The following is a 24,282-nucleotide window of genomic DNA, read 5'->3' on the forward strand; positions in this document are numbered from 1 at the left end:
ACTTAATTTAATGAGGCAGTAATGTCAGAAACATCGTGAATTACTTTATCTAATTCATTGGCCGATGACTGAATCATTTCTATAATCTCCCCTACTGGTGCGCTAATTTCTTTATTATTATACAAAATACCAACCAAGCCCATAATTCTGGCCAATGGAGCCCGAACCAGATGGGACTGCATCCAGGCAATGTCAGTTAAATATTCGTTTTGTTTCGTGATTTTCTCCAATTGTCTTCTTGAATCCGTCACATTCAAAGCCGCTCCAACCGAACGAATTGCCTCTCCGTTTTCGTTTCGTATAATATAGCACCTATCTTCGAAAAAAGCAGTTTCTCCGCAAGAAGTATTAATTCTATATTCATTATTCCATTGAAAAACCGTAGGATCTTCCAGCGCTTCCATCAAAGTTTCCCAAACTGAATCTCTATCTTCTGGGTGAATGCTGGCAAACCAAGAGTTTTTCTTATTGAAGCATTCGATTTTGTCATATTCCAAAACCTCTTCATGAGCTTTGCCTCTCAGCACTTTGCCGTTTTTATGATCACAGTCCCAAATAATTTCATTTGTAGCGCGCATGGCCAGCTCAAAACGTTCCCTACTTAAGGTAAGTTCTTCTTCATATTCTTTTTGCTCGGTAATGTCTCTCACCGTGCCTTCCACGTAAGAAGGAACTCCAGCATCGTCCAAAACCAAGCTAATATGCAAGTTGACCCAACGCACTTCACCGGTAGCTGTTATAATTCTGTGATCAACACTCAACTCTCCTTTCTCTACTAAATCGTTATTAGCACTGGAAGAAAACATGTGTCTATCATCAGGATGAAAGGTTTTTGCAATGTTTTCAACGGTTGGGATGAAATTCTCTGGAGTATAGCCGTAAATTTTATACAGCTCTTCTGTCCATTCTGCTAAATCGGCATCCAGCTTTCTTCGCCAATAACCAAGTTTAGCTACCGATTGAGCTCTCTTCAATCTGTTGTAAGCCAAGGTTAATTCAACTTCAGCAGCCTTTTGTTCGGAAATATCCTTCCCCACAATAAACACCAACTTCTGATCCTTCTGAGCACTTCCCGTTAAGAAGAACCATCGATCGGTTTGCTCTTTGGTTACAAATCGAACTTGAAGAGACAAATCCTTTTGATTCAGGCGTAGTAAATCGAACTGCCCAAGCAGCTTGCGTCTGTCATTACCATGCAAGAATTTAAAAGCAGGCTGACCAAGAAGTTCTTCTTCTTTAAAGCCTGTAAGCTGGAAGAAGGCCTTGTTTACTTTTTTGAAAAGGCCATCAAAACCAACAATACAAAGTAAATCAGGTGAAACCTGGAAGAAATTATTGAGTTCGTCTTCTGTGATTTTCTGCTTTAAAACCGCTCCTATTTCTATACCAATGTCTTTCAGAACTTCCATTAAAGACTGTAGTGCTGTGCCTGCTGATTTAGAATGTAACACAAAACAGCCTAAAAATTCTTCGTTATAAATTATCGGAATGCCCATGGAAGAATTCAGTCCGTAATCGACCAAGCGTTGCGCCCAAGTAAGCGGACTAATTTCTTTTAGATCATATAAAATTTCAGGCTCTTTATTCTCCCATAAGTGGCCTGTAAATCCAGTACCGAAATCGGAAGAAGTAACCAATTCACTGCCATCGTAATAATCAAGATATTCGGAAGAAGAATCGCTTACTACCAAATCGAGCTGATTTCCATCTACAGATTTGAGCCAAACTTCTGCCGCTTCAAGTCCAGAGAAAACCAAAAGTTCATTCAATGCATTTTGCAAACAACCTTTTAGAGCTCCTGGCTGGCCAATGGCCTGAGAAAGTGAAAGCTTCAATTTTTCTTCCTGTTGCTTTTGAATAGATGAAGTAATATCTCTAACCGTACCAACCAAGTGTATTGGTTTTCCACGCTCATCGCGCATGATATGGCCAGAATCCAGAATGGTTCTGTACTTCCCGTGAATGTCCCTAAACCTATATTCTTGAAAACTTGTGGCTTGAGAAGGATCTTTCAAAACATCTTCTAAGGCTTTGTAAACAATATCTCTATCTTCAGGATGAACATTGTTGTACCAAAAATCACTTTGAGCTGACCCCTGTAATTCCTTACAGCCACAGAATAATTCCAAAGATTGACCAAAACGAGAAACTTCGCCCGAAATCAAATTCCAGTCATAAACGAAGTCGTATGAAGCGATGGCTGCCAATTTATATCGCTCATTCGCTAATTGTAGCTGCTCATTTTGGCTAATTTCTTGCGTTATATCCCTCGAATTGATTACTACGCCTTGAACAGCTGAGTCATCGAGTAAATTGGTCAAAACAGATTCGAGCCAACGCCATTCACCTTTACTATTTCTAAACCTAAAAGGTGAAAGTTTTACCTTCTTCTGTTGAAGAACTTTTAAAGAAGCTTCTTTTACTCTGGAAGCATCTTCAGGATGAATAAAATCATAAGCAAACTTGCCTACAAATTGGCTGCTATCCATACCTAAAGCCTTAGCCGCAGGCGGACTCATATAGAGATATTTACCTGTGATGTCGGTTATGGCCGTTAAATCGCTTCCTTCCTGAACCAAAGATTTAAACTTCCGCTCACTCAGGTTGAGCATTTTTTCAGCTTGTTCCTTATAAATTATATGAGCCAAGTTGGCCGTAATGGTAGCCAAAAACTGACGTTCATTCTCAGACCATTCGCGTTCGGTTCTGCATTCATCAAAGCCAATAAAACCGTAAAATTTATTGTCGATGAAAATCGGAGCGATAATGATGCTGAGAATATTCTGTTCTTCTAGGGCCGATTTGAGAATACTTTCTGGCAACGGAGCTACCAAAGTTTCATAAATCTGGTTTTGACCCAAAACTTCCATCAGTTCAGGAACCACTTCATGAGGAAAGTCCTGAAACATAGGGTCTTCAATTTGCGGTTCAGCAAAATGACTAGTCCATTCTAAAATTTGGGAAGAAGTAAAATAGCCATCTCCTGCCTGATCATGATTTTCGAAATAGTAAACCCTATCAACATCAACTGCATGCCCAATGACATCAAAAGCTTTTTTCAAGCCTTCCGTCCAATCATATGCTTTAAGAAAAATATCGTTGACACGTGCAATAGCGTTCAACAGCCTCTGTTCATGCTGAATGTGTGTTTTCCATAAATATTCTTCGGAAAGATCAATAAGCGCGACAAGCTCGGCAAAAACGCCATTCCATTCTATAGTGGAGCTTTTGGTTTTGACGTATGCAATTTCTCCACTCTTCTTTCTAAAACGAACAAGCGTATCATCTCCTAAAACAGATTTCTCCATTTTATTCGGTTCATCTTTTTCATCGCAAGTGCAAGCCGGATTACTATAGCATATATCAAATAAATTCATATTCAGATATTCTACTTCAGAATACCCCAAGAATTCTATGGCCGCTGCATTGACCTTAAGAAATGTATGTTCTGTTTGATCCAAAATCCACATTGGCATGGGAGATAGACCAAACATACATTTGTCTTCACCCGTGGATTCAACTACCTCCCCCCTCATGATACATAACGCCCTCTGTTTTAGTTGCAAGGCTCCTAAAAACCTTAGTCAATTATACCAAAAAAAGTTCAGTTCGTAAACCCTTACGCAAAGATTAGGCAAAACACCTACTTACAAAATTCGGCTTTCTACAATACAATTATTGGTGTTCACGCAATATTTCAGAATAATCACCAATACCCGTTCTATATCACACCTAGCCCTTCATGAGCATTCATTTTGATTTTATTGAAAAAATGAAGCTATCTTGAAAGCACCTTAAACGTTTTCAATGCAAAAGCTCAGTTCCCTTCTATCGCTAAGTATTTTTATTGCCCTTTTCGCCTTTTCATGTTCTCCACAAAAACCGAAAAGCGAATCGGAATTTTATCAGATCAAGATTTATCATGTAAGCTCTACAGAACAAGAAGCCAAACTAGATACTTACTTAGAAAAGGCCTATTTGCCAGCCGTTCACAAAGCTGGAGTTTCGGATGTAGGTGTGTTTAAAACTATTGAAGAAGAAGGCACCGATTCAACTTATCAAAACGACATTTATGTCTTCACCCCTTTTGAGAACCTTGAAGACCTCTACGTTTTAAATGAAAAGTTGGCTAAGGATTCTGAATATCAAAAAGCAGGTTCAGCTTATATCAATACCAGCTTTGATCAGCCTGCTTTTGACCGACAGGAAAGCATAATATTGAGTGCCTTCAGTAAACATCCAAAACATGAAACACCCAACTTATCATCACCCAGAAAAGATAGAATTTACGAATTGAGAAGTTATGAGAGTGCTTCAGAAAAACTTCATCAAAACAAGGTAGATATGTTCAATGATGGAGATGAAGTTGGCATTTTCAAAAAGTTGGGCTTCAATGCGGTTTTCTACGGGCAAGTTATTTCTGGCAGCCATATGCCTAACTTGATGTATATGACTACCCATGATGATAAGGCTGCTCAAGATGCTCACTGGCAGGCGTTCGGCAACGATCCTCAATGGAAAGAACTTATTGCTGACCAGCAATACGCCAACAATGTATCACATATCGACATATTCTTGTTGCGCCCAACTGAATATTCTGATTTTTAGAATTGGATTATCCTTCTAAATCCGAAGTGTCTGCAACTAAAGCAGGAGCTGCCAAAACGTTCTATTTTAAGTTCCGCGAAAGAACTAGTTCAGAGTTAGCCTCTTCGCGTACTCAGTGACAGAAGTTATTGATACTTTGGTTCTGTTTTCCTTGTGGCCTTCACCTTAATTTGAAGACTAAGCTTTTGCGGTAATAATTCTTTTCCGCCTAACCATTACGATTGCCAAAGCAATAAAAATACCCACGAATGCCATGGCTGCTCCCACCAAATCGGCTGAAGTAAACCCATATCCCATCGCAATTGGAAGCCCTGCCAGATATGCTCCTGAAGCATTCCCCATATTAAAAGCACTCTGATTTAAAGAAGAACCCAACATTTCTGAGCCTTTGGCCGAATTGATCATCGCCATTTGAATAGGGGCCGCTAAACAGAAAGCCAAGCCTCCAATTAAGAAAGTCATAATCAAAATAGCCGCCTTGGATTCTGCCACAAAAGTATTTACTACCAACGCCACTACCATAAGGCATAAAAAAGCTATTACGGCATTGATAGGGCTAAATCGATCCGCCATTTTCGCCCCCACAATATTACCGATTGACATACCAACGCCTGCCAATACCATAATATAACCCACGTGATTTTCTTTGAAACCAGCCACTTCTGTAATGAGTGGAGCGATATAACTGTACCACGCAAAGAAACCGCCCGTACCGATCGTGGTCAAAAGAATCACTAACCAAGGCTCAATGCGTCTCAACAATTTTAAGTCTTTAACAATGCCATTTTTTGAAGCGCGAGGCAAAACTGGCATCCAAAAGTATATCGCCAGCATGGCCAAAACACCAATCACCCCCACAATCATAAAGGCGATATTCCAACTGAAATGATGGCCAAAATAAGTTCCTAGAGGCACTCCAATCATATTGGCTAGCGTTAAGCCCGTGAACATCACCGCAAGAGCTTGAGCTTCTTTTCCCTTTTTAGCCAACTTACCGGCTACAACTGCTCCAATTCCAAAGAATGCACCATGAGGTAGCCCAGACATAAATCTGGCGATCAGTAAAGTCCAATAATCATTTGCAAAAGCGGAAAGGGTGTTGAAAATGGTAAACCAGAGCATAAGCAACAACAAAACCCTGTGAGAAGCCCATTTACCGCCAATTCCTGTAAGAAGTGGAGCGCCAACCACCACACCTAAAGCATAAGCAGAAATAAAATGACCAGCTTGAGGAATGGTTATATCCAGAGCGGCCGCTACATCGGGTAAAATACCCATGATGACAAATTCGGTCATGCCAATACCAAAGCCGCCAATGGCCAAGGCGATAAGTGATTTTTTCATAGTTGAGATAGCGCTGATGAACCTAAATCGTATCAGGTTCAATTCGAAAGTTGATAAAGGCTCACCTTCGATTTAAAGTTCCGAAAGAACAGCAAAAATCTATAGAAAAATGGAGTCGCTCGGATATTTCAAGAAACATCGATTGCAGTAAGCCGCTAACTTACTTTGATGATAAGCACCTGAAAAACTAAAGTTGCATCTGGTGGAACGCCAGTGGTTCCTTCTTCATCATAAGCCAACTTTGCTGGCACTCGGATATACCCATTGTCTCCCTCTTCAAAATATTGAAGCCCCTTGATTAAGCCATCGATTAAATCGAACTTTTTCAAATCAACATTGATTGGCTGCCTCGCCCGAAAAGAATTATCCACCTCTTTTCCATCGGTTAGAAAAGTAGCGTAGTGAATCACCATATGGCTTCGTCCTTCGATTGGATTTGAAATACCATTATCACCCTTCACCTTAAAAAACTCAATGTTAGACCTGGTATCGTGCCAATCAAAATCTTCAAACTGCTTGGCCCTTATTCTTTCAAAACCTTCTTCTGGATTTTCTTCTTTGGTAAGATTCCCTTGCTCGTCCCATTCGCGAATCAGGATGAGAATTCCTCTTTCGTTATAACGCTCTTCTCTTTTCTTTTCTCCGTTTTCGTACCAAAAAGTATGCTTACCTAGTTTCACGCCATCCGTGGTTCTTCCCTGATACTTTTTGTTTCCATTTTCATAGCGCTCAACAGTTCTCTGAGCTTGTAATTCAAAGGAACTAGAGAGCGTAAGAAAGGCGATCAATGTGGTGAAAAGAAAGATTCTCATAGCGTTTAATTGCTTTTCGATTTTAAAGAAGGGCAAAAGGTATAAATTTTCTGGCCCGATTGACAGTCGATTTCCAGAAAGGGCAAACAAAGAAAAAGCCCCGAATTGCTTCGGGGCTCGATAATCAAAAATCTATAATTTTTTTAACTATATTTTCTTGACGTTGACAGCGTTCAAACCTTTACGGCCTTCTGCTTTCTCGAATTCAACTTTGTCATTTTTGTCAATGGCATCAATAGTACCAGAAACGTGGACAAAGATTTCTTCTCCTGACTGATCATCGACAATAAAGCCGAAGCCTTTGTCATTGTTGAAGAATTTCACTACTCCTGTGTTCATTGTAATAAGTAATAAGTAATAAATTATATTAGTAATAAAAGCAAATGTAGGTATTAGTTTATGACTTCCAACGATTTAGGGTTTAAAATAGTGTATATCGTAAGGCATGCGAAATCTAGCTGGGACTACCCTCACCTTCCAGACTTCGATCGTCCACTGAATAAAAGAGGCAAAAGAGATGTTCCTGAAATGGGCGCTAGGTTAAAGGCACTTAAGGTTTTACCAGATTATATTATTTCCTCACCAGCGAAAAGAGCCATTGCAACCGCCAAGGGAATTGCTAAGGCCATTGGTTTTTCAAAAGAAATTGAAGAAGATTCCAATTTATACCATGCTTCGGTTTCTGAATTAATCTTCAAACTTCAATCGTTGGACAATAAACACAACAGTGTGATGCTGTTTGGCCACAACCCAGGATTGACGTATTTGATTAATGAAATCAGCGTTTTCAATTTGGACAATCTTCCTACTTGTGCGGTATGCGCGCTAAGATTCGAAGCCTATCAATGGTCGGACATAGGCCAAAAAAAGGGAATCAAGGTGATTTACGATTATCCGAAGTCGAGAAAGTTCTGAGTTTGCAATTAACTGCTAAAGAATTCTCTTCAATAGTTCGATATACAAATTGATGCCTTCTTCAATCTCATGTTGAAACACAAACTCATCGGCAGTATGCGAACGAGCAGAGTCTCCAACACCCATTTTCAGAGTAGGGAAAGGCATTAAAGCCTGATCAGAAAGCGTTGGTGAGCCGTAGGTTTTTCTCCCTAAATCAAGGCCTGCCAACACTATGGGGTGATCGGTTGGAATGGATGAAGGATTGAGTTGGGTAGAGCGAGCAGTAACCTCTGATTGTACCCTAGACTGAATGATTTCCAAAATCTCCTGATTTGAATAGGCATCGGTACTACGAACGTCAACTACGAACTTGCATTCATCGGGCACCACATTGTGCTGCTTACCGGCTTCAATTACCGTAACCGACATTTTCACAGGCCCCAAACTCTCAGAAACTTTAGCAAACTGATACGTTCTAAACCAATTGATATCGTCAATAGCTTTATATAAAGCATTTTCGCCTTCATTTCGAGCGGCATGTCCTGCTTTGCCTTTGGCTAAACAGTCCAAAACCATCAGCCCTTTTTCGGCTACAGCCATTTCCATAAGCGTGGGTTCTCCAACAATGGCAAAATCTATCTCGCCTAAACTCGGCAAAACGGATTCTACTCCGCCTTTCCCTGAAATTTCTTCTTCGGCTGAAGCCAGAAACAACAAATTGTATTTAAGATTTTCTTGTGGAAAGAAGTGAAGAAAAGTAACGAGAAGAGAAACCAAACTAGCACCAGCGTCATTGCTGCCCAACCCAAATAGTTTACCTTCTTCTATTATGGAAGAAAATGGATCTTTGGTGTAGCCCACATTTGGCTTAACCGTGTCGTGATGTGAATTGAGAAGAATGGTTGGTTTGTCAAAGTTGAAATGCTTATTTCTAGCCCAAACATTATTGCCTTGTCTTTCTACTTCAACTCCGTTTTTGGATAGAAAATTAGCCAATAAAGTAGCCGTTTGATCTTCTTCTCTACTTAAAGAAGGTGTAGCAATAAGTTCTTTCAACAGCCCAACGGCCTCTTCATACAAATTCATATTAAAGTTTTATCAAGGTTCCTGAAGAGCCGGAAGCAAGTTTTTCTAACAACTCAAAAGATCCGATTCTCACATATTTAGCACCGTTTTCTAGCGCCAATAAAGCACAATCTATTTTGGGCAACATGCCTTCATTAATAACTCCTGAAGTTTTTAAAGCCTCCACTTCGGCTTGTGCAACTTCATCGATAACTACTTTGTTTTCGAAATCAGAAAGCACGCCTGGCTGTTCGAAACAATAAACCAGATTGACATCAAAATCAGTAGCCAAAGCTGCTGCTACCGAAGCGGCAATGGTATCGGCATTTGTGTTTAGCATATGCCCTTGGCTATCGTGAGTAAGGGGAGCCAAAATAGGCGTCAAACCCGATGAAATCAGTTGGTTCAGTAATTTCCCGTTGATCTGTGCAGGCGTTACATCTCCCACAAAACCAAAATCGACAGCCTTCACTGGCCTTTTCTGAGCTGGAATTACATTGCCATCGGCACCGGTTAACCCAATGGCATTCACTTGTATTGCCTGCAGCTTACTGACAATGCGTTTGTTAATCAAACCTCCATAAACCATGGTTACCAGCTCAATGGTATCCTTATCGGTAATCCTTCGGCCATCAACCATTTTAGGTTCTATACCTAACTTCTTACCAAAGTCGGAAGCAATTTTTCCTCCTCCATGAATGAGAATCTTTGCTCCTGCCAAAGCAGCAAATGACTTCAGGAAAGTACCTAACGAAGCTTCATCGTCAATTACTTTGCCTCCTATTTTTACTATGGTAAGTTGCTCTGATTTCATCTTCAATAAAACCTTTTAGCTAAACAACAACTCATGAATAACCGCTTGTGCAGAGAAAACGCGGTTTTCAGCTTGATCCAAATGGATAGCATTTGGTCCATCCAAAATTTCATCGTGAATTACCAAACCTCTTCTTACAGGAAGGCAATGCATAATTTTGGCATTATTGGTTTGCTTTAATTGTGAAGCACCAAAAGTCCAGCTTTCATCTTGAGAAAGGATTTTCCCATATTCTTTGTATGAAGACCAGTTCTTTACATAAACAAAGTCCGCCCCTTCTAAAGCCTCGTTTTGATTGTTGAATACATCAACGCCTTCAGTAAACTCAGGTGCCAAATCATAACCCTCAGGATGTGTAATACTGAAATCCACATCCGCAACACGCATCCATTCTGCAAATGAATTAGGCACGGCTTGTGGCAAAGCCTTTACATGAGGTGCCCAAGTAAGCACCACTTTCGGGTTTCGGTTTTCTTTCCACTGTTCCTTTATGGTGATTAAATCGGCCAAGCTTTGAAGTGGATGCCTTGTAGCACTTTCTAAACTCACAATTGGCACTCCCGCATATTTCAAAAATGCATTGAGAAGTGCTTCCGAATAATCCAAATCACGGTTTTTCAATTCGGGGAAAGTCCTTACGCCCAATACATCGAAGTAACGCCCCATGACACCGGCCGCCTCACGAATATGCTCGGCTTTGTCTCCATTCATCACAACTCCATCTTGAAATTCAAGGGCCCAACCATCTTTGCCAATATCTAACACTATGGCTTCTGCACCCAGATTTTGTGCGGCAACTTGTGAGCTGAGCCTGGTTCTCAAACTTGGATTCAAAAAAATAAAACCTACTTTTTTTCCCCTTGCCAAATTTGGTTGATAAGGATTTGCTTTGAATTGAAGTGCCTTTTCTACCAATTGGTAAGGATTGGCCACATCGTGTACTGAGGTAAAATGCTTCATTGTTTTACTACCTAAATCAGCTGTTTGTGGAGTTTCTCCCTTCATCCTGAATTTACTTTAGAATCTCTTTGTGGGAATTACCATTTTGAGAGATTCCGAAACGAGTTCGGAATGACTGACTTTGAATCTTCACAAACAGCCTTGCCGTTTCAATTCGGGCTGCTTCAGGTTATTTATTTAATTCTTTTGTTAATGCTTCTAAAAATTGATCGAGTTCTGCTTTGGTAATATTCAATGGAGGCAGAAGACGAATTGTGTTTTTATTTCCGGCAGAGCCTGTGAAAATATTATGCTCGAAAATCAGGGCTTTGCGAAGGCTAGCCACTTCAAAATCGAACTCGGCTCCAATCATTAGCCCTTTGCCTCTCACTTGTTTCACTCCTTTAATCCCTGAAAGTTCCTTTTCAAGGTAAGTGCCCAAATCAGCAGCATTGTGAATCAGGTTTTCTTCTTCCAGAACATCTAAAACAGCCAAAGAAGCTGCACAAGCCAAATGATTTCCGCCAAATGTAGTTCCCAGCATGCCATGCCAAGGTTCAATTTCTGGTGCAATCAACACGCAGCCCACTGGAAAACCATTCCCCATACCTTTCGCCAAGGTGATGATATCAGGCTTTACGACAGAATGCTGATGAGCGAAAAACTTACCGGTTCGGCCAGCGCCTGACTGAACTTCATCCAAAATCAGCACAGCTTCATGCTTATCGCAAAGCTCGCGAGCTTTGGCCAAAAAGGCATCGGTAGGCGTGTAAAGCCCGGCTACCCCTTGAATTCCTTCGATAATGAAGCCTGCCACTTCATCATCAAATGCTTGTTCTAAGCTGGCTAAGTCATTCAGAGGAACAAAAACCACTTCGTGGCCTTCATTAAAAGGAGCTAAAATTTTAGGGTTATCGGTAGCTGCCACTGCACCTGAAGTACGGCCATGGAAAGCCTTTTCAACTGCTATAATTTTTCTCTTTCCTGTATGAAAAGAAGCCAGCTTCAATGCATTTTCATTGGCTTCGGCACCCGAATTACACATGAAGAATTGATAATCGTAGTAACCCGACATCAACCCCATTTTTTCAGCTAATTCTACTTGTAGAGAATTAAGCACCGCGTTGCTATAAAATCCAATGTTGGATAATTGCTCACTGATTTTCTTCACATAGTGAGGATGAGTGTGACCTATGGAAATGACCGCATGCCCTCCATATAGATCTAAATATTCTTTACCGTCTTTATCCCAAATTTTCGAACCCAATGCTTTTACAGGTTCAATAGGGTATAGCGGATATACGTCAAATAATTTCATAACTGGGTTTAAAAAGCGCTTGCTTTAAGGCTAAGGCCTGTTTTTTCATTCCAACCAAACATGAGATTCATGTTTTGAACTGCCTGACCGCTCGCTCCTTTCAGAAGGTTATCGATGGCCGAATGCACCACTAAATAACTGCCGTGCTTTTCTAAAAACAGCACACATTTATTCGTATTCACCACTTGCTTAACATCAATTGGCGAATCGCTTACCCATGTAAATGGGTGGTCTTCATAATATTCTTTGTAAACCTGAATGGCTTCTTCCAAAGGCCACTCACAATGCTGATAAGCTGTGACTAAAATACCTCTTGTGAAATTTCCGCGGTATGGAATAAAATTCAGCGGCTTATCAAACCAAGGCTGCAATTGCTGCAAACTTTTACCAATTTCGTCCAAATGCTGATGGGTAAAAACTTTATAGGTAGAAACGTTGCTATCGCGCCAGCTGAAATGCGTGCTTGGTGAAGGCTGAACTCCAGCTCCGGTTGATCCGGTAATTCCTGAAAGATGAACTTCGCGAAGCATTCCATTGTAAGCCAAAGGCAAAAGCGCCAATTGAATAGCAGTGGCAAAACAGCCCGGATTAGCCAAGAAGTTTGTGTGCTGAATTTCTTCTCTATTCAATTCAGGAAGACCATAAACCGCTTCATGACCAAGTCGGAAATCTTGACTTAAGTCGATGATTTTAGTGCTTTTGGGTTGTGGATTTTCTTCAAGAAATTTTGAAGAAGCACCATGTCCCATACACAAAAAAAGCACATCAACCTTGTGATCGAAGCTATCGGTAAAGGTTAAATCGGTTTCTCCCAAAAGGTCGGGATGCGTAACATAAACAGGCTCGCCTGCTTGGCTACGGCTATGCACAAATTCAATTTCTACCTCAGGATGATGGATAAGAAGACGCAAAAGTTCGCCTCCTGTGTATCCTGCCGCCCCAATGATGCCCGCTTTAATCATGGCCTTCGTTTACCTTATGATAAATAGCATTCTGATTCCCGAAAATCTTGGCAAATCCTTTTACATCATCGCCTGTCCAAGCTTTATTCATTTCGCCATAGTGACCAAATTTTGCAGACATTAAATCGTGTTCTGATTCAATTCCTAAAAGCTGGAAACGATAAGGCATAAGATTGAAGAACACTTTTCCGGTCACAAATTTCTGAGAGCTATCGAGCATGGCTTCTAAATCACGCATCACAGGATCCATAAATTGACCTTCGTGAAGCCAGTTGCCATAGAAAGAAGAAACTTGATCTTTCCAGTAAATCTGCCACTTGGTTAACACATGCTTTTCTAAAGCTTGGTGGCCTTTTATGGTTAAAATAGCTGCGGCAGCTTCGAAACCCACGCGGCCTTTGATTCCAATAATGGTATCTCCCACGTGAATGTCTCGGCCAATCCCGAAAGGCGCTGCAATTTTTTCTAAGGTCTGAATCGCTTCAAATGCATTTTCAAATTCCCTTCCGTTGATTGATTTCAACTCGCCTTTTTCAAAACCAAGTTCAAGCGCCTCAGACTCGGTTTTGGTAACCTGAGTTGGCCATGCTTCTTCTGGAATGTAGCCTTTTGAAGTAAGAGTTTCCTTGCCTCCAATTGAAGTTCCCCAAAGGCCTTTGTTAATTGAATAGGCTGCTTTTGAAAAGTCCATTTCAACTCCCTTCGACTTTAAGTATTCGATTTCCTCTTCTCGAGAAAGTCTCAAATCGCGAATAGGTGTGATGATTTCGGCTTCAGGTAAATAGGTTTGGAAAATCATGTCGAAACGAACCTGATCATTTCCAGCACCAGTACTTCCGTGTGCGATGTAATCAGCATCTAAACCCTTGGCATATTTGGCAATAGCCATGGCTTGGCTAACTCTTTCGGCACTTACAGAAAGCGGGTAAGTTGCGTTTTTAAGAATATTTCCGAAGATCAAATACTTAATTACGCTATTGTAATAATTGCCAGTCTCTTCAATGGTTTTGTGGCTGGCAACTCCCAATTTATAGGCTCTGGCTTCAACGCCTTCCAATTCTTCTTTTGAAAAACCACCCGTATTCACCAATACAGAATGAACTTCCAATCCTTTTTCTTCAGTTAAATATTTTACACAGTAAGAAGTATCGAGGCCTCCACTGTAAGCTAATACTACCTTCTTTTTATTGCTCATTGTTCTTTTTGTTCTGGTTTTTCAACAAAACGTTTTTCTTAAATTTTACCCAACGCTGGAAAAGTTTTAAATCCTTATCCAGTTCGCGTTCTACCCATTGAGTGCGTTTTGGCTTCACATTCTTTTCCCATTCTGGATTATATAACATGGCTGTACAAATACAGTTTTGCCTATTTTTCGCCATCAGGATGTCATAGTTCACGCAGCTTTGGCAGCCTTTCCAGAAATCTTCGTCCTGGGTAAGCTCTGCATAAACTACAGGTTTGTAGCCCAACTCTGAATTGATTTTTAAAACGGCAGCCCCGGTAGTGAGTCCAAAGATTTTGGCATCAGGGAATTTTTGGCGCGACAGTTTGAAAACAGCCGCTTTAATTCTTTTAGAAAGTCCTTGACCGCGAAATTTATGAGAAACGATAAGCCCTGAATTCGCTACGAATTTAGCGTGACTCCATACCTCGATGTAACAGAAACCTGCCCATTCACCTTTATCGGTAACGGCAACCACAGCCTTTCCTTCCCTCATTTTAAGGGCCACGTACTCTGGCGTTCTGCGGGCAATACCTGTGCCGCGGATTTTGGCCGAGTTGGCTATTTCTTCTATAATTTCATCGGTATAACGGACGTCCTCTTCAGTGGCTACCCGAACAATGAATTTGATTGATTCCATTTTTTATTTGCTCTAGCCTAAAGAAACAAGATTAAGTTTCTGAGCATACAGAGCTTTGATTATTAGATTATTAAAGTTTACGAAAAATTATGAATTGGGGAAATGATCGCCACGTAGGCAATCCAAAATAATATAGGCGACTAGCGCCTAAAAAACTTAGGTGTATACACAACTACCTCAGCTACTGCTGCAGCCGAAAAGGAGATAGACGATATGTGAGTTATTGTATTCACTTCTTATTAGAAGCAACAAAGGAAGTAAAAAGTTTAGATTCAACAACGTTGCTAGCAAAAAAATATACCATGCTTAATAAATATGGCATTTGAAGGTATTCCAACGGCAATTTTACGGTTACAGGAGAAAAGGAAAACTAGCTTAATTAGATGTTAACTTCACATTTAATTTAAAATGAAAATGTTTGATCTCGATTCTCCATTTTCGAGCTGAAGGAAACCTTTTAATTTTTTTTCAATCTTCACTGTGATTTTTTTGACCACTGCGCGAATCATAGAGTAAAACCATCCAGAAAAAGTGAAACAGCGTGAAGAACAATTTTTAGAAGTAGTTAAAACTCATGAAAGATTGATTTATAAAATCAGCTTTAACTACTGCCAAAACGCTAAAGACAGAGAGGATTTGGTTCAGGAAATTATTTTCCAGTTGTGGAAAGCTTACCCTAACTATAGTCCTGAATTTAAACTGAGCACCTGGCTTTATAGGGTTGCGTTGAACACGGCCGTGAGCTTTTATAGAAAGTTTGGCAAGTTAAAACAGCAAGAAGTTGCCCTGGAAAATTCTGATACATCGCAGCTGACTTCTGGAAGTATTGACGACAAGGAAGAGCAATTGAATATTCTCGAAGGCTTTATTCAAGAACTTAAGCCTGTAGACAAAGCCTTGATTATTCTTCAACTAGAAGGAGAATCCATTGCCAACATTGCTCAAATCATGGGACTATCGGAAACCAATGTGGCAACCAAGCTCAGCAGAATTAAAAAATCATTAGCTCAAAAATTTAAAACTGGTCATAAAACTCAAAACATCTAATCATGGAAAACAACGAATTACTTCAGCTTTGGAAAAATTACGATCAAAAGTTAGATCGCATCCTTGCAACGCAAAAGGCAAGCGACTATCAAGCTGCCATCCAAAAAGCTAAAAAACGCTTTGATAAACTCACGTATCAACCTATAGTGGAGATTGCTTTGGCCATCGTGTTGATGTTCTTCACTGGCAATTTCACTGTCTCGGTGTGGGGCATATGGCCGTTAACTGTAGGTGCCATAGCTTTTCACCTGCTTCTAGCTTCAGCTTTAGTGGTTGATGTTAATTTGATTTATCGCGTAAAATCACTGAACTACGACTCGTCTTTGGCCGAAATTCAAAAGCAAATCCACGAAATCAAAAAAGCCAAGGTTCTTGAAATCAAACTGATACTTTGGGGATTCATGGTATTATCGGGGCCATTTGTGGTTGCCTTTCTTTACTTATTATTAGGCAAAGAAGGTTTTGCTCAAATACCAACTCATTTCTGGATTACGAATGGAAGTATTTGTTTGGCTCTTGCTTTTGTAGCTGCTCACCTTTCTGCGGGGCTTTCAAAACCTAAATACAAGCTACAAAAGTGGTTCAATGCCAAACTGAAATACAACGGACTCGATGAATCTGCAGCTATTTTGACAGAACTGAAACAAGAAGCCTAAACGCATATTAATTTCTATTTCACAGTAAACGTCAAGCTATTCTAGATTACCAGACTAGCTTGACGCATTATTTAATCTTGTTTTCACATAGATTTATTATATTGAAACATAAACTTCAATGTGATGGCAAAAATCAGCATTCTTATTTTATTGTTTTCAACAATCTTCTTTCCAAGTTCTACAAAAACAAAATACCCAAAAATACCTGATATGTTATCGGAGAAGCATTGGGCATATATTCCTGCGCAAGGAGAACTTAAGGGTTTCTATATGGCCAAATTTGAAACGCGTGTAAATGATTATCGTGATTTTTACTCTGGCTCAGATCTGAAAAACTCTGAACACGCACCAAAGACCAATGTCTGGAGCACAAGAAAAGAATTAGACCCTTCTAAATTAGACAACTACTATAAAAATCCAGCATTAGACAATTATCCAGTGGTAGGCATTTCACAAGAAGATGCTTTAGCTTTTGCTGAGTGGTTGACAAAAAAGTACAATACCCAACCTAAAAGAGAATTCAATAAAGTAGCTTTCCGCTTACCTACAGAAGCAGAGTGGGAATTAGCCGCAAGAGGGGGCAGTGATATTACTGACTTCCCTTGGGGAGGACCATATTTAACCAATTCAAAAGGTGAAAATTTGGCCAACGTGCTTCGCGTAAGCGACAAGTATGTGGTAAGTCAAATGAATGAAGACGGTTCTGTAAACCTAGAATTGTTAAACGAAAAAATTAAAGATATTGAACCGACCAGCTACACGGTTCCTGTAAATCGCTTTATTCCAAACCCTTACGGACTTTATAATTTAAGCGGCAATGTGAGTGAAATGACCTCTTCTCGCTTTGGCGAAAATGAACCATCTATAGTGGCTAAAGGAGGCAGTTACTTGCAAACGCCATATTGGGCCATTATCAGTTCACGACAAGAGTTCAAGAATCCAACGGCTTATACAGGTTTCAGATTGGTAATGGATGTTATTGAAAAGTAAGATAAAGTTCAAGGTTGACCTTAACCTTGAACTTTAAAATTTTAACGCAGAAATCATTCTCCAATCCACTCTGCCACGAATAGATTGGTATCTCTTGTGCCTCCATTGTTTCTGTTCGAGGAGAACACTAAATACTTGCCATCATTGGAAAAAACAGGGAAAGCATCGAAAGTTTCGTCATGGGTAATTCGAGTCAAACCTGTTCCATCAATGTTGATCATGTACAAATTGAAAGGAAAACCTCTTTCGGCTGTATGATTGCTCGCAAAAATGATTTTTTCGCCTGAAGGATGAAAAAACGGAGCCCAGTTGGCTTGTCCTAAATCCGTCAGTTTTCTAAGATCGCTGCCGTCAGCATTACAAATGTAGAGCTCCATATCGGTAGGCATTACCAAACCTTCGGCCAACAGATCTTTGTAAACCTTAATTTCTTCTTCCGTTTTTGGTCTTGATGAACGGAAAATAAGTTTAGAACCATCCGGAGAGAAGAATGCGCCACCATCGTAGCCCAATTCATGCGTGATTTGTTTTACTTCCGAACCATCAATGTTCATGGTAAAAAGCTCCAAATCTCCTGTTCTCATAGAAGTGAAAACAATCTTATCTCCCTTCGGAGAAACTGTAGCTTCTGCATCGTAGCCAGGCTCATCCGTCAATTGATTGAGGATATTCCCATCTTTATCCGCAGTGAAAATATCGAAGCTTGGATAAATGGGCCAAACGTACTTTCCATCGGCTCTATGTTCAGGAACTGGCGGACAGTTTTCATCTCCCAAATGTGTTGAGCCATAAACAAAAGTCTCATTACCAGGCAGAAAGTACGAACAGGTTGTTCGGCCTTTTCCTGTACTCACCATAAGTGGTTTGTTATTTTTCAGATCGTCATTTTGCCAATCTGTGATAAAAATCTGGTCACAGTTTACACCCCATTCGCTATAATCACTCTGAAAAATCAGGTGCTTATCGTCAAAACTCCAGTAGGCTTCAGCGTTATTTCCTCCGAAAGTCAACTGCTTGATGTTCTTCATAAACTTCATTTCCTCTGGCGCGAGAAGAAGTGAATCGAGGTTAGGTTCTGTATTTTCTGTTTGCTCTTGCTGCTTTTTCGAACTACAACTAAAAATCAAAGCAAAGCCTAAAAGTATCCAATACTTATTCTTCATTATCATGGAGTTAGTTAGCTGCCCGAAGATAATGATTATTATCTTTGAGCTTAAACTAACGTTATGAGAAGCTTTGTAATTACCACATTTTTTGTTGGCATTCTATTTTTGACAGGTTGCACGAATTATGCAACAGACAAAAGCATTCGTACCGCGCTGGAAAAAGACGTGGCTTATTTGGCCGATGATAAGTTAGAAGGAAGAGCCATTGGTACTGAAGGAGAAAAGCTTGCTTCGGAATACATCGCCAATGCTTTCGAAAAACTTAAGCTAAAACCCAAAGGCACAGAAGGCTTCTTTCAGCCTTTTACTGTAAAAAAACCAACAAACCCTCATGAACAAGCGGTTGTGGGCACAGATGGCGAAGGCGTTACAGGTAGAAACGTAGTTGCTTTAGTAGATAATCAAGCTGAAGAAACTGTGATTATTGGCGCTCATTTTGACCATTTGGGTTATGGCTCAGAAGGTTCATTATACCGAGGCGAGCCGGCCATTCATAACGGAGCAGATGACAATGCAAGTGGAACAGCTTCGATCATTCAATTGGCAAGAATTCTAAAAAATAAAAGCAAGGACAAAAACTACCTATTCATCGCCTTTTCAGGCGAAGAAAACGGTCTTTGGGGCTCTAACTATTTCGCAAAGAACCCAACAGTTGACTTAACAAAAGTCGATTATATGATCAACTTGGATATGGTTGGTAAATTGAAAGAAGACAAAACTTTGGCTGTAAATGGCGTGGGCACAAGCCCTATTTGGTCTAAAGTGATTGAAGAAGCAAATGCCGACACTCTCCATCTCGTTACGTCCGAATCTGGAGTTGGGCCATCAGATCACACTTCGTTTTACCTTCAAGATATTCCAGTGCTTCACTTTTTCACAGGCCAACACGAAGATTACCACAAACCTTCGGACGATGCTGAAAAACTCAATTACAAAGGCATGGTTCAAGTGGTTCGTTTTATTGAAAGAATAGCATTAGCCTTAGACAAAGAACCAAAATTGGCTTTCACTAAAACAAAAGACGATTCTGGCAATAGTCCTAGATTCACCGTTTCCCTAGGTGTGGTTCCTGATTATTTATTTGATGGAAAAGGCATGAGAATAGATGGTGTAACCGAGGGCAAACCGGCCAATCTAGCAGGTCTGGAAAAAGGAGATGTAGTCACCAAACTAGGTGACTCTACTATAGTGGATATGATGAGCTATATGAGGGCACTAAGTTCCTTTAAAGAAGGCGATCAAACTATTGTGGAGTATAAGCGTGACGACAAAATTCACGCTGCAGAAATACGATTCTAAGTGTTACTACTCAGAACATTTATCACATTTTTAAGAGATAAGCAGTATCGTGACCTGCTTATCTCTTCTGTTTTTATTCTGGGTATCGGCACCATAGTTTATCATTATGTAGAAGGCTGGCGCTGGCTCGATTCTCTCTACTTTTCAGTAATTACCCTTACCACCATTGGCTATGGAGATTTTGCTCCGCAAACGGATTTCGGAAAAATCTTCACCATTCTGTATATCGTAATTGGCATTGGCCTGATCTTATCCTTCATCAATACCGTCTACAGCCACTTTGCCAAAGAAGGACATAAGTTCAAAAGACCAAGAATTCCCTTCTCCAAAAAATAAATCTCACGACAGGAACTCTTTTCTAGAATGATCGTTCTGTATTCATGAATTTAATTCTGGAACAATCATTCTAATATAATTTTCATGTCAAGACTAAACAACAAAGTAGCCGTAATCACCGGTGGTAGTACAGGTATTGGATTAGCAACCGCTAAAACATTTATTCAAGAAGGTGCTAAAGTAATTATAACAGGAAGAACCCAAGCCACCCTCGATGCTGCGGTAACAGAAATCAACAATGCTAATTTGAGAGCTTTTCAATCAGACACTTCTAAATTGAGCGATATTGATGCATTGGCAGAATTTGCAAAAGCAGAATTTGGAACCATCGATATTCTTTTTGCTAATGCAGGAATCGCTTGGTTTAACTCTGTAGAAAGTTCAGACGAAGCTTTCTTCGATGCTCAATTCAACACCAACGTGAAAGGTTTATTCTTCACTATTCAGAAGCTCTTGCCTTTGATTAACTCAAATGGATCGATCATTCTAAATGCTTCAGTTGTTCACCTAAAAGGCTTTACGGGTAGCAGCGTATACACCGCAACAAAAGGTGCTGTTAGAAGCTTAGCCCGTTCGGTTGCCGCAGAGCTCATCCCTAGAAATATCAGAGTAAACGTAGTGAGCCCAGGCCCAATCCAAACTCCAATTTTCGGAAAAATGGGATTAGATAAAGAACAGACTGATCAATTAACTCAAAACTTTGCCGAGACTGTTCCAATGAAACGTTTGGGCCAACCTGAAGAAATTGCCAAAACAGTTCTTTTCTTAGCTTCTGACGATGCATCTTTCATTACAGGAGAAGAGATTTTAGTAGGCGGAGGTGTTGGCAGCATCTAGATAGTTTGCCAATTACAGAACGATCGGTTAAATTAGTTTCAACCGGTTAAGTTTATGGCGAGGAAGAAGAGTTTTGACGAAGCAGAAGCATTAGATAAAGCCCTGAATGTTTTTTGGGAGAAGGGCTATAATGGCACTTCCATCCAAGATTTAGTATCGGCTATGGGTGTAAACCGCGCCAGTATTTATGATACTTGGGGAGATAAACATCAGCTGTATATTGAATCGCTGAAACGCTACCGTCAAAAGTCTTCTTCTTGGTTTCTCAATATTATTCGTTCCGAAGAATCGGTAACGGAAATCATCAGACAATTTCTTCAGAAAACCATTCAACAAGGGCTGTATGATCAGCAGCGCAAAGGTTGCTTTGTGGTAAATTCAGCCACTGAATTAAGTAACTGTGACCCAACCGTGAACAGCATTATTTCCGAGAATCAAAAAACGATGGAAGATGTGCTTCGAGAGTTGATTGAAGAAGGACAACAAAAAGGCGAAATCGCCAAAAAGCACAGCAGCCAAGCCCTTGCGCGCTACATTTACAATACCGTAAGTGGCCTTCGCGTATTGACACAGGGAACGATTTCCGAAAAAGAATTGAATGAAGTTGTGGATGTCACACTTTCGGCCTTAGATTGAACCATCTCAATTTGAAGTCGGTTTGAAAACTATGCAAAACCTTTTCGATGTCGTTATCATAGGCGGTGGCCCCATTGGCCTAAACTGCGCCATAGAAGCCAAAAAAGCTGGCCTTAACTATATCATTCTGGAAAAAGGAGTTTTGGTAAATTCTCTTTATCATTTTCCCACCAATATGACCTTCTTCTCTACTTCCAACTTATTGGAAATTGGAGGCGTGCCGTTTATTGCGCATAGCGATAAACCCACCAGAAAGGAAGCGTTAGAATATTTTAGGCGAGTTCAAGAAAGCTGGGATTTGCAGATAAAGCTCTACACCAAGGTTGAAAGGATGGATCAGCTTGGTGATTTGTATTCCATCAAAACTAACAAAGGTGATTTTCAGGCCAAAAGTGTAGTTGTTGCCACTGGATTTTATGATACGCCAAGAATGTTAGGCATTCCGGGAGAAAATCTTCCAAAAGTAAAGCACTTCTATGATGACCCACATCCCTATGTCGATCAGAAAGTACTGGTGATAGGTGCCGCTAATTCCGCTTGCGATGTGGCCTTAGAAACATTCTATAAAGGAGCGGAAGTTACCATGGCCGTTCGCGAAGCTGAAATTTACCCTAAAGTCAAATATTGGATTAGGCCAAACATTGAGAATCGGATTAAAGAAGGTTCTATAAAAGCTTATTTCAATACTTCAGTGAAGGAAATCAGAGAACATGAAGTAGTTATCCAAACTCCTGAAGGCGAACTCACTTTAGAAAACGATTTTGTGTTGGCCATGACCGGTTATATGCCCAACTACAAATTATTTGAAGATCTTGGCATTGCCGTTTCGCAAGATGAGTTCAAAATTCCTGTTCATAATTCGGAAACCTTGGAAACCAATCTTCCAAACGTTTATGTGGCTGGCGTGATTAACTCTGGATTACAAACCAGCAAACTGTTTATAGAAAACACACGAATTCATGCTGGTATGATTATGAAGCATATTACGGAGAAAGAACTTACGGAAAGTTAGTCGCTAAGCTATTTCTCTTCCTTTGGAAAACGAATATCCAAAAGCTTTAAAAAGGTGTATTCCAAAATCCTATTTATATTTTCCAGATTTCTAATATCTCCCTGAAAAGTAAGGTAATCGGCATAAGTCACTCTGGAAGTATTATTATCGATCAAGAACAAGTAGAGCCGATTAGTTTGATTACCGATGGCTTCGTATCCAACGGGGCCATTGAGGTAAAGAAAAAGGTTGTAACCTCCGTTAGCATTGGTCAACAATTCGGGAGCTTTCCATTGCGAAAAGTCCACTTTATTCTTGGCCTTAATTTGCGACTTGAAATTGTCTAAGATTGTGGAATCTCGTTTATAGGTGTAATCATTTTGAAAAAGCTTACTGGGCAATAAATCCATAATCCATTCATCTTGAATGAACTTATTTTTGACATAAGCCTCGATTTCGAACTCGGTTTGAATAATGTAGAGAGAATCTTCTCTGTTTCTTAAATGGCTAGACAACAGCTCAACATGAGGTTCTAAAAGCCAGATTCCTCTTTTAGGATTGATTTCTTGATCAACCACCACGATTGGACCCTGATCTAAAACCCCTAGTTTCGATTTAGCCCTTTTTACAGGAAATTTCTTCTCCAAGCCACCATGTGCCGGAACTCGTGATGGAAAACAGCCACAAAGTAAAATGCTGACCGAAATGCCAATGATCAATTGTAATGAAACGCCTTGTTTCATATTGTTATGGATTAAGGAGAAGACTTCTCAGTTATCTTGAAGCGCCTTATTGGCTTTGGCTATTGATGAATTGATATCATCTCTCACCTTTGTTACTTTTTCCTTCTGGCTTTTGAAGAACTTTGCGGCTTCCTCTTTTGAAGCTTCTTCGTTTACATAAGGGCCAAACTCAGCAGACCACTCATGCATCCAGTTCATCATGTTTTGTTGGGCATTCTCCAGTTCCGTGGCCAGTTGATTCAATTCCTCGGCATTTTCGCTTTCTTCTGCCTTAGCCTCCACCCTCTTCTTTAGAGACATTACTTCGCCAATTTTAGGCATGGCTTCGTCATGAACTTCAAAGATTTTATTGACCTTTTCTTGTGTAGATTCTCCACTAGAACAAGCTACAACAAAGAAGAGAAATGGCAGTAGAGCAAGAATCCTTTTCATAGCACTAAATTTTATTCCCTAAGCTACAATAGGCTTTTACCTAGCCAAAGAAATTTCGATTTTACTTAGTAACTCTCGTCAGCCAAACCAGCATAAACTCCGTCTTCCAATTGATACATCAACTGGTCTGGGTCTTTTCTGTTCAGCTTCAACTTACCTCTGATTTGAATGCGTTTAGTGGTGTATTTAACCTTTTCTTTCAAGTTGATTTCCATAACGCTTTCAGGCCCACCGGATCCACAAAAGAAACATTCACTAACGGGCAAAGAAGAAAGGATCAATTGATTAGGCTTGAACATGCCATCTAAAGGGACGATAAAACCATCGATAACAACTTCTTTTCCTTCATAGGCTTTCACATCATCGTTAAACACTGGCAAATAGACATCTCCATATTCATCCTTATCTATTTCGTATTTAACATCGGCCAATGTTTTCCAAAGCTTGGCAGGGGAAATCTTAACATCTTGAGCTTTTACCATTGAAAAGGAGCACAAAAGGACCAAAGCTGCTATAATTTTTTTCATT

25 protein-coding genes are annotated in these 24,282 nt (G+C 40.1%); 10 read left to right on the forward strand and 15 right to left on the reverse strand.

The window, feature by feature from the left end:
- Positions 1 to 2 precede the first annotated feature (2 nt).
- The gene (locus tag ACXACJ_RS16665) at positions 3 to 3,536 is read right to left on the reverse strand and encodes a PAS domain-containing protein (RefSeq protein ID WP_475135544.1); all 3,534 of its coding nucleotides are present in this window, start codon (positions 3,534 to 3,536) and stop codon (positions 3 to 5) included.
- Positions 3,537 to 3,807: 271 nt separating this feature from the next.
- Between ACXACJ_RS16665 and ACXACJ_RS16670 the strand changes: the two genes are divergently transcribed.
- Complete coding sequence (locus tag ACXACJ_RS16670; RefSeq protein WP_475135545.1) at positions 3,808 to 4,608, forward strand: NIPSNAP family protein; 801 nt, start codon at positions 3,808 to 3,810, stop codon at positions 4,606 to 4,608.
- Positions 4,609 to 4,785: 177 nt separating this feature from the next.
- On the opposite strand, the gene ACXACJ_RS16675 is transcribed toward ACXACJ_RS16670, so the two are convergent.
- From ACXACJ_RS16675 to ACXACJ_RS16685, 3 genes are all read right to left on the reverse strand, one after another.
- The gene (locus ACXACJ_RS16675; protein ID WP_475135546.1) at positions 4,786 to 5,952 is read right to left on the reverse strand and encodes an MFS transporter; all 1,167 of its coding nucleotides are present in this window, start codon (positions 5,950 to 5,952) and stop codon (positions 4,786 to 4,788) included.
- 155 nt (positions 5,953 to 6,107) lie between these two features.
- Positions 6,108 to 6,764: an FKBP-type peptidyl-prolyl cis-trans isomerase gene (locus tag ACXACJ_RS16680; protein ID WP_475135547.1), complete on the reverse strand. Its 657-nt coding sequence runs from the start codon at positions 6,762 to 6,764 to the stop codon at positions 6,108 to 6,110.
- A 147-nt stretch (positions 6,765 to 6,911) separates the two neighbouring features.
- On the reverse strand, positions 6,912 to 7,103 hold the full coding sequence (locus ACXACJ_RS16685) for a cold-shock protein (RefSeq protein ID WP_475135548.1): 192 nt from the start codon (positions 7,101 to 7,103) through the stop codon (positions 6,912 to 6,914).
- Positions 7,104 to 7,163: 60 nt separating this feature from the next.
- Here ACXACJ_RS16685 and ACXACJ_RS16690 point away from each other — a divergent pair, with 60 nt between their 5' ends.
- Positions 7,164 to 7,679, forward strand: a complete 516-nt coding sequence (locus tag ACXACJ_RS16690; protein ID WP_475135549.1) for a SixA phosphatase family protein — start codon at positions 7,164 to 7,166, stop codon at positions 7,677 to 7,679.
- 15 nt (positions 7,680 to 7,694) lie between these two features.
- Here ACXACJ_RS16690 and ACXACJ_RS16695 read toward each other — a convergent pair whose 3' ends face one another.
- The 7 genes from ACXACJ_RS16695 to ACXACJ_RS16725 form a co-directional block, all read right to left on the reverse strand.
- The gene (locus ACXACJ_RS16695; protein ID WP_475135550.1) at positions 7,695 to 8,747 is read right to left on the reverse strand and encodes a M20 family metallo-hydrolase; all 1,053 of its coding nucleotides are present in this window, start codon (positions 8,745 to 8,747) and stop codon (positions 7,695 to 7,697) included.
- A gap of 1 nt (position 8,748) precedes the next feature.
- Positions 8,749 to 9,540, reverse strand: a complete 792-nt coding sequence (argB, locus tag ACXACJ_RS16700; protein ID WP_475135551.1) for an acetylglutamate kinase — start codon at positions 9,538 to 9,540, stop codon at positions 8,749 to 8,751.
- A gap of 15 nt (positions 9,541 to 9,555) precedes the next feature.
- Complete coding sequence (locus tag ACXACJ_RS16705) at positions 9,556 to 10,500, reverse strand: N-acetylornithine carbamoyltransferase (RefSeq protein ID WP_475136791.1); 945 nt, start codon at positions 10,498 to 10,500, stop codon at positions 9,556 to 9,558.
- 169 nt (positions 10,501 to 10,669) lie between these two features.
- Positions 10,670 to 11,797, reverse strand: coding sequence for an aspartate aminotransferase family protein (locus ACXACJ_RS16710; RefSeq protein ID WP_475135552.1), 1,128 nt, complete (start codon positions 11,795 to 11,797; stop codon positions 10,670 to 10,672).
- Positions 11,798 to 11,805: 8 nt separating this feature from the next.
- A complete protein-coding gene (argC, locus tag ACXACJ_RS16715; protein ID WP_475135553.1) occupies positions 11,806 to 12,759 on the reverse strand; it encodes an N-acetyl-gamma-glutamyl-phosphate reductase in 954 nt (317 codons plus the stop codon).
- Positions 12,752 to 13,954, reverse strand: a complete 1,203-nt coding sequence (locus tag ACXACJ_RS16720; protein WP_475135554.1) for an argininosuccinate synthase — start codon at positions 13,952 to 13,954, stop codon at positions 12,752 to 12,754. The genes argC and ACXACJ_RS16720 overlap by 8 nt, the downstream gene beginning before the upstream one ends.
- Positions 13,944 to 14,621 (reverse strand): GNAT family N-acetyltransferase, encoded by a 678-nt coding sequence (locus ACXACJ_RS16725; RefSeq protein WP_475135555.1) that lies wholly within the window; start codon positions 14,619 to 14,621, stop codon positions 13,944 to 13,946. Before ACXACJ_RS16725 ends, ACXACJ_RS16720 begins: the two co-directional genes overlap by 11 nt.
- Positions 14,622 to 15,152: 531 nt before the next feature.
- Here ACXACJ_RS16725 and ACXACJ_RS16730 point away from each other — a divergent pair.
- From ACXACJ_RS16730 to ACXACJ_RS16740, 3 genes are all read left to right on the forward strand, one after another.
- Positions 15,153 to 15,668 carry an RNA polymerase sigma factor gene (locus ACXACJ_RS16730; protein WP_475135556.1) on the forward strand — a complete coding sequence of 172 codons (516 nt, stop codon included), beginning with the start codon at positions 15,153 to 15,155 and terminating at the stop codon, positions 15,666 to 15,668.
- A gap of 2 nt (positions 15,669 to 15,670) precedes the next feature.
- Positions 15,671 to 16,324: a hypothetical protein gene (locus ACXACJ_RS16735; RefSeq protein ID WP_475135557.1), complete on the forward strand. Its 654-nt coding sequence runs from the start codon at positions 15,671 to 15,673 to the stop codon at positions 16,322 to 16,324.
- 210 nt (positions 16,325 to 16,534) lie between these two features.
- Entirely contained in the window at positions 16,535 to 17,314 is a 780-nt protein-coding gene (locus ACXACJ_RS16740; protein WP_475135558.1) for a formylglycine-generating enzyme family protein, read from the forward strand.
- Between the two features lie 53 nt (positions 17,315 to 17,367).
- Here ACXACJ_RS16740 and ACXACJ_RS16745 read toward each other — a convergent pair whose 3' ends face one another.
- Entirely contained in the window at positions 17,368 to 18,477 is a 1,110-nt protein-coding gene (locus ACXACJ_RS16745; RefSeq protein WP_475135559.1) for a TolB family protein, read from the reverse strand.
- A 63-nt stretch (positions 18,478 to 18,540) separates the two neighbouring features.
- Here ACXACJ_RS16745 and ACXACJ_RS16750 point away from each other — a divergent pair, with 63 nt between their 5' ends.
- The 5 genes from ACXACJ_RS16750 (at position 18,541) to ACXACJ_RS16770 (ending at position 22,600) form a co-directional block, all read left to right on the forward strand.
- Positions 18,541 to 19,779, forward strand: a complete 1,239-nt coding sequence (locus tag ACXACJ_RS16750) for a M20/M25/M40 family metallo-hydrolase (protein WP_475135560.1) — start codon at positions 18,541 to 18,543, stop codon at positions 19,777 to 19,779.
- The gene (locus ACXACJ_RS16755) at positions 19,780 to 20,115 is read left to right on the forward strand and encodes a potassium channel family protein (RefSeq protein WP_475135561.1); all 336 of its coding nucleotides are present in this window, start codon (positions 19,780 to 19,782) and stop codon (positions 20,113 to 20,115) included.
- A gap of 84 nt (positions 20,116 to 20,199) precedes the next feature.
- Positions 20,200 to 20,952 (forward strand): glucose 1-dehydrogenase, encoded by a 753-nt coding sequence (locus ACXACJ_RS16760; protein WP_475135562.1) that lies wholly within the window; start codon positions 20,200 to 20,202, stop codon positions 20,950 to 20,952.
- A gap of 54 nt (positions 20,953 to 21,006) precedes the next feature.
- Positions 21,007 to 21,588, forward strand: coding sequence for a TetR/AcrR family transcriptional regulator (locus ACXACJ_RS16765; protein WP_475135563.1), 582 nt, complete (start codon positions 21,007 to 21,009; stop codon positions 21,586 to 21,588).
- Positions 21,589 to 21,619: 31 nt separating this feature from the next.
- Positions 21,620 to 22,600, forward strand: a complete 981-nt coding sequence (locus tag ACXACJ_RS16770; RefSeq protein WP_475135564.1) for a YpdA family putative bacillithiol disulfide reductase — start codon at positions 21,620 to 21,622, stop codon at positions 22,598 to 22,600.
- 8 nt (positions 22,601 to 22,608) lie between these two features.
- On the opposite strand, the gene ACXACJ_RS16775 is transcribed toward ACXACJ_RS16770, so the two are convergent.
- The 3 genes from ACXACJ_RS16775 to ACXACJ_RS16785 all read right to left on the reverse strand — a co-directional run bounded on the left by ACXACJ_RS16775 (position 22,609) and on the right by ACXACJ_RS16785 (position 24,281).
- Positions 22,609 to 23,322: a hypothetical protein gene (locus tag ACXACJ_RS16775; RefSeq protein WP_475135565.1), complete on the reverse strand. Its 714-nt coding sequence runs from the start codon at positions 23,320 to 23,322 to the stop codon at positions 22,609 to 22,611.
- Positions 23,323 to 23,349: 27 nt separating this feature from the next.
- Positions 23,350 to 23,754 carry a hypothetical protein gene (locus tag ACXACJ_RS16780; protein ID WP_475135566.1) on the reverse strand — a complete coding sequence of 135 codons (405 nt, stop codon included), beginning with the start codon at positions 23,752 to 23,754 and terminating at the stop codon, positions 23,350 to 23,352.
- 65 nt (positions 23,755 to 23,819) lie between these two features.
- Positions 23,820 to 24,281, reverse strand: a complete 462-nt coding sequence (locus ACXACJ_RS16785; RefSeq protein WP_475135567.1) for a hypothetical protein — start codon at positions 24,279 to 24,281, stop codon at positions 23,820 to 23,822.
- Between the last annotated feature and the right edge of the window lies 1 nt (position 24,282).

This window comes from Roseivirga sp. AWQ4_251 (genome assembly GCF_056158225.1).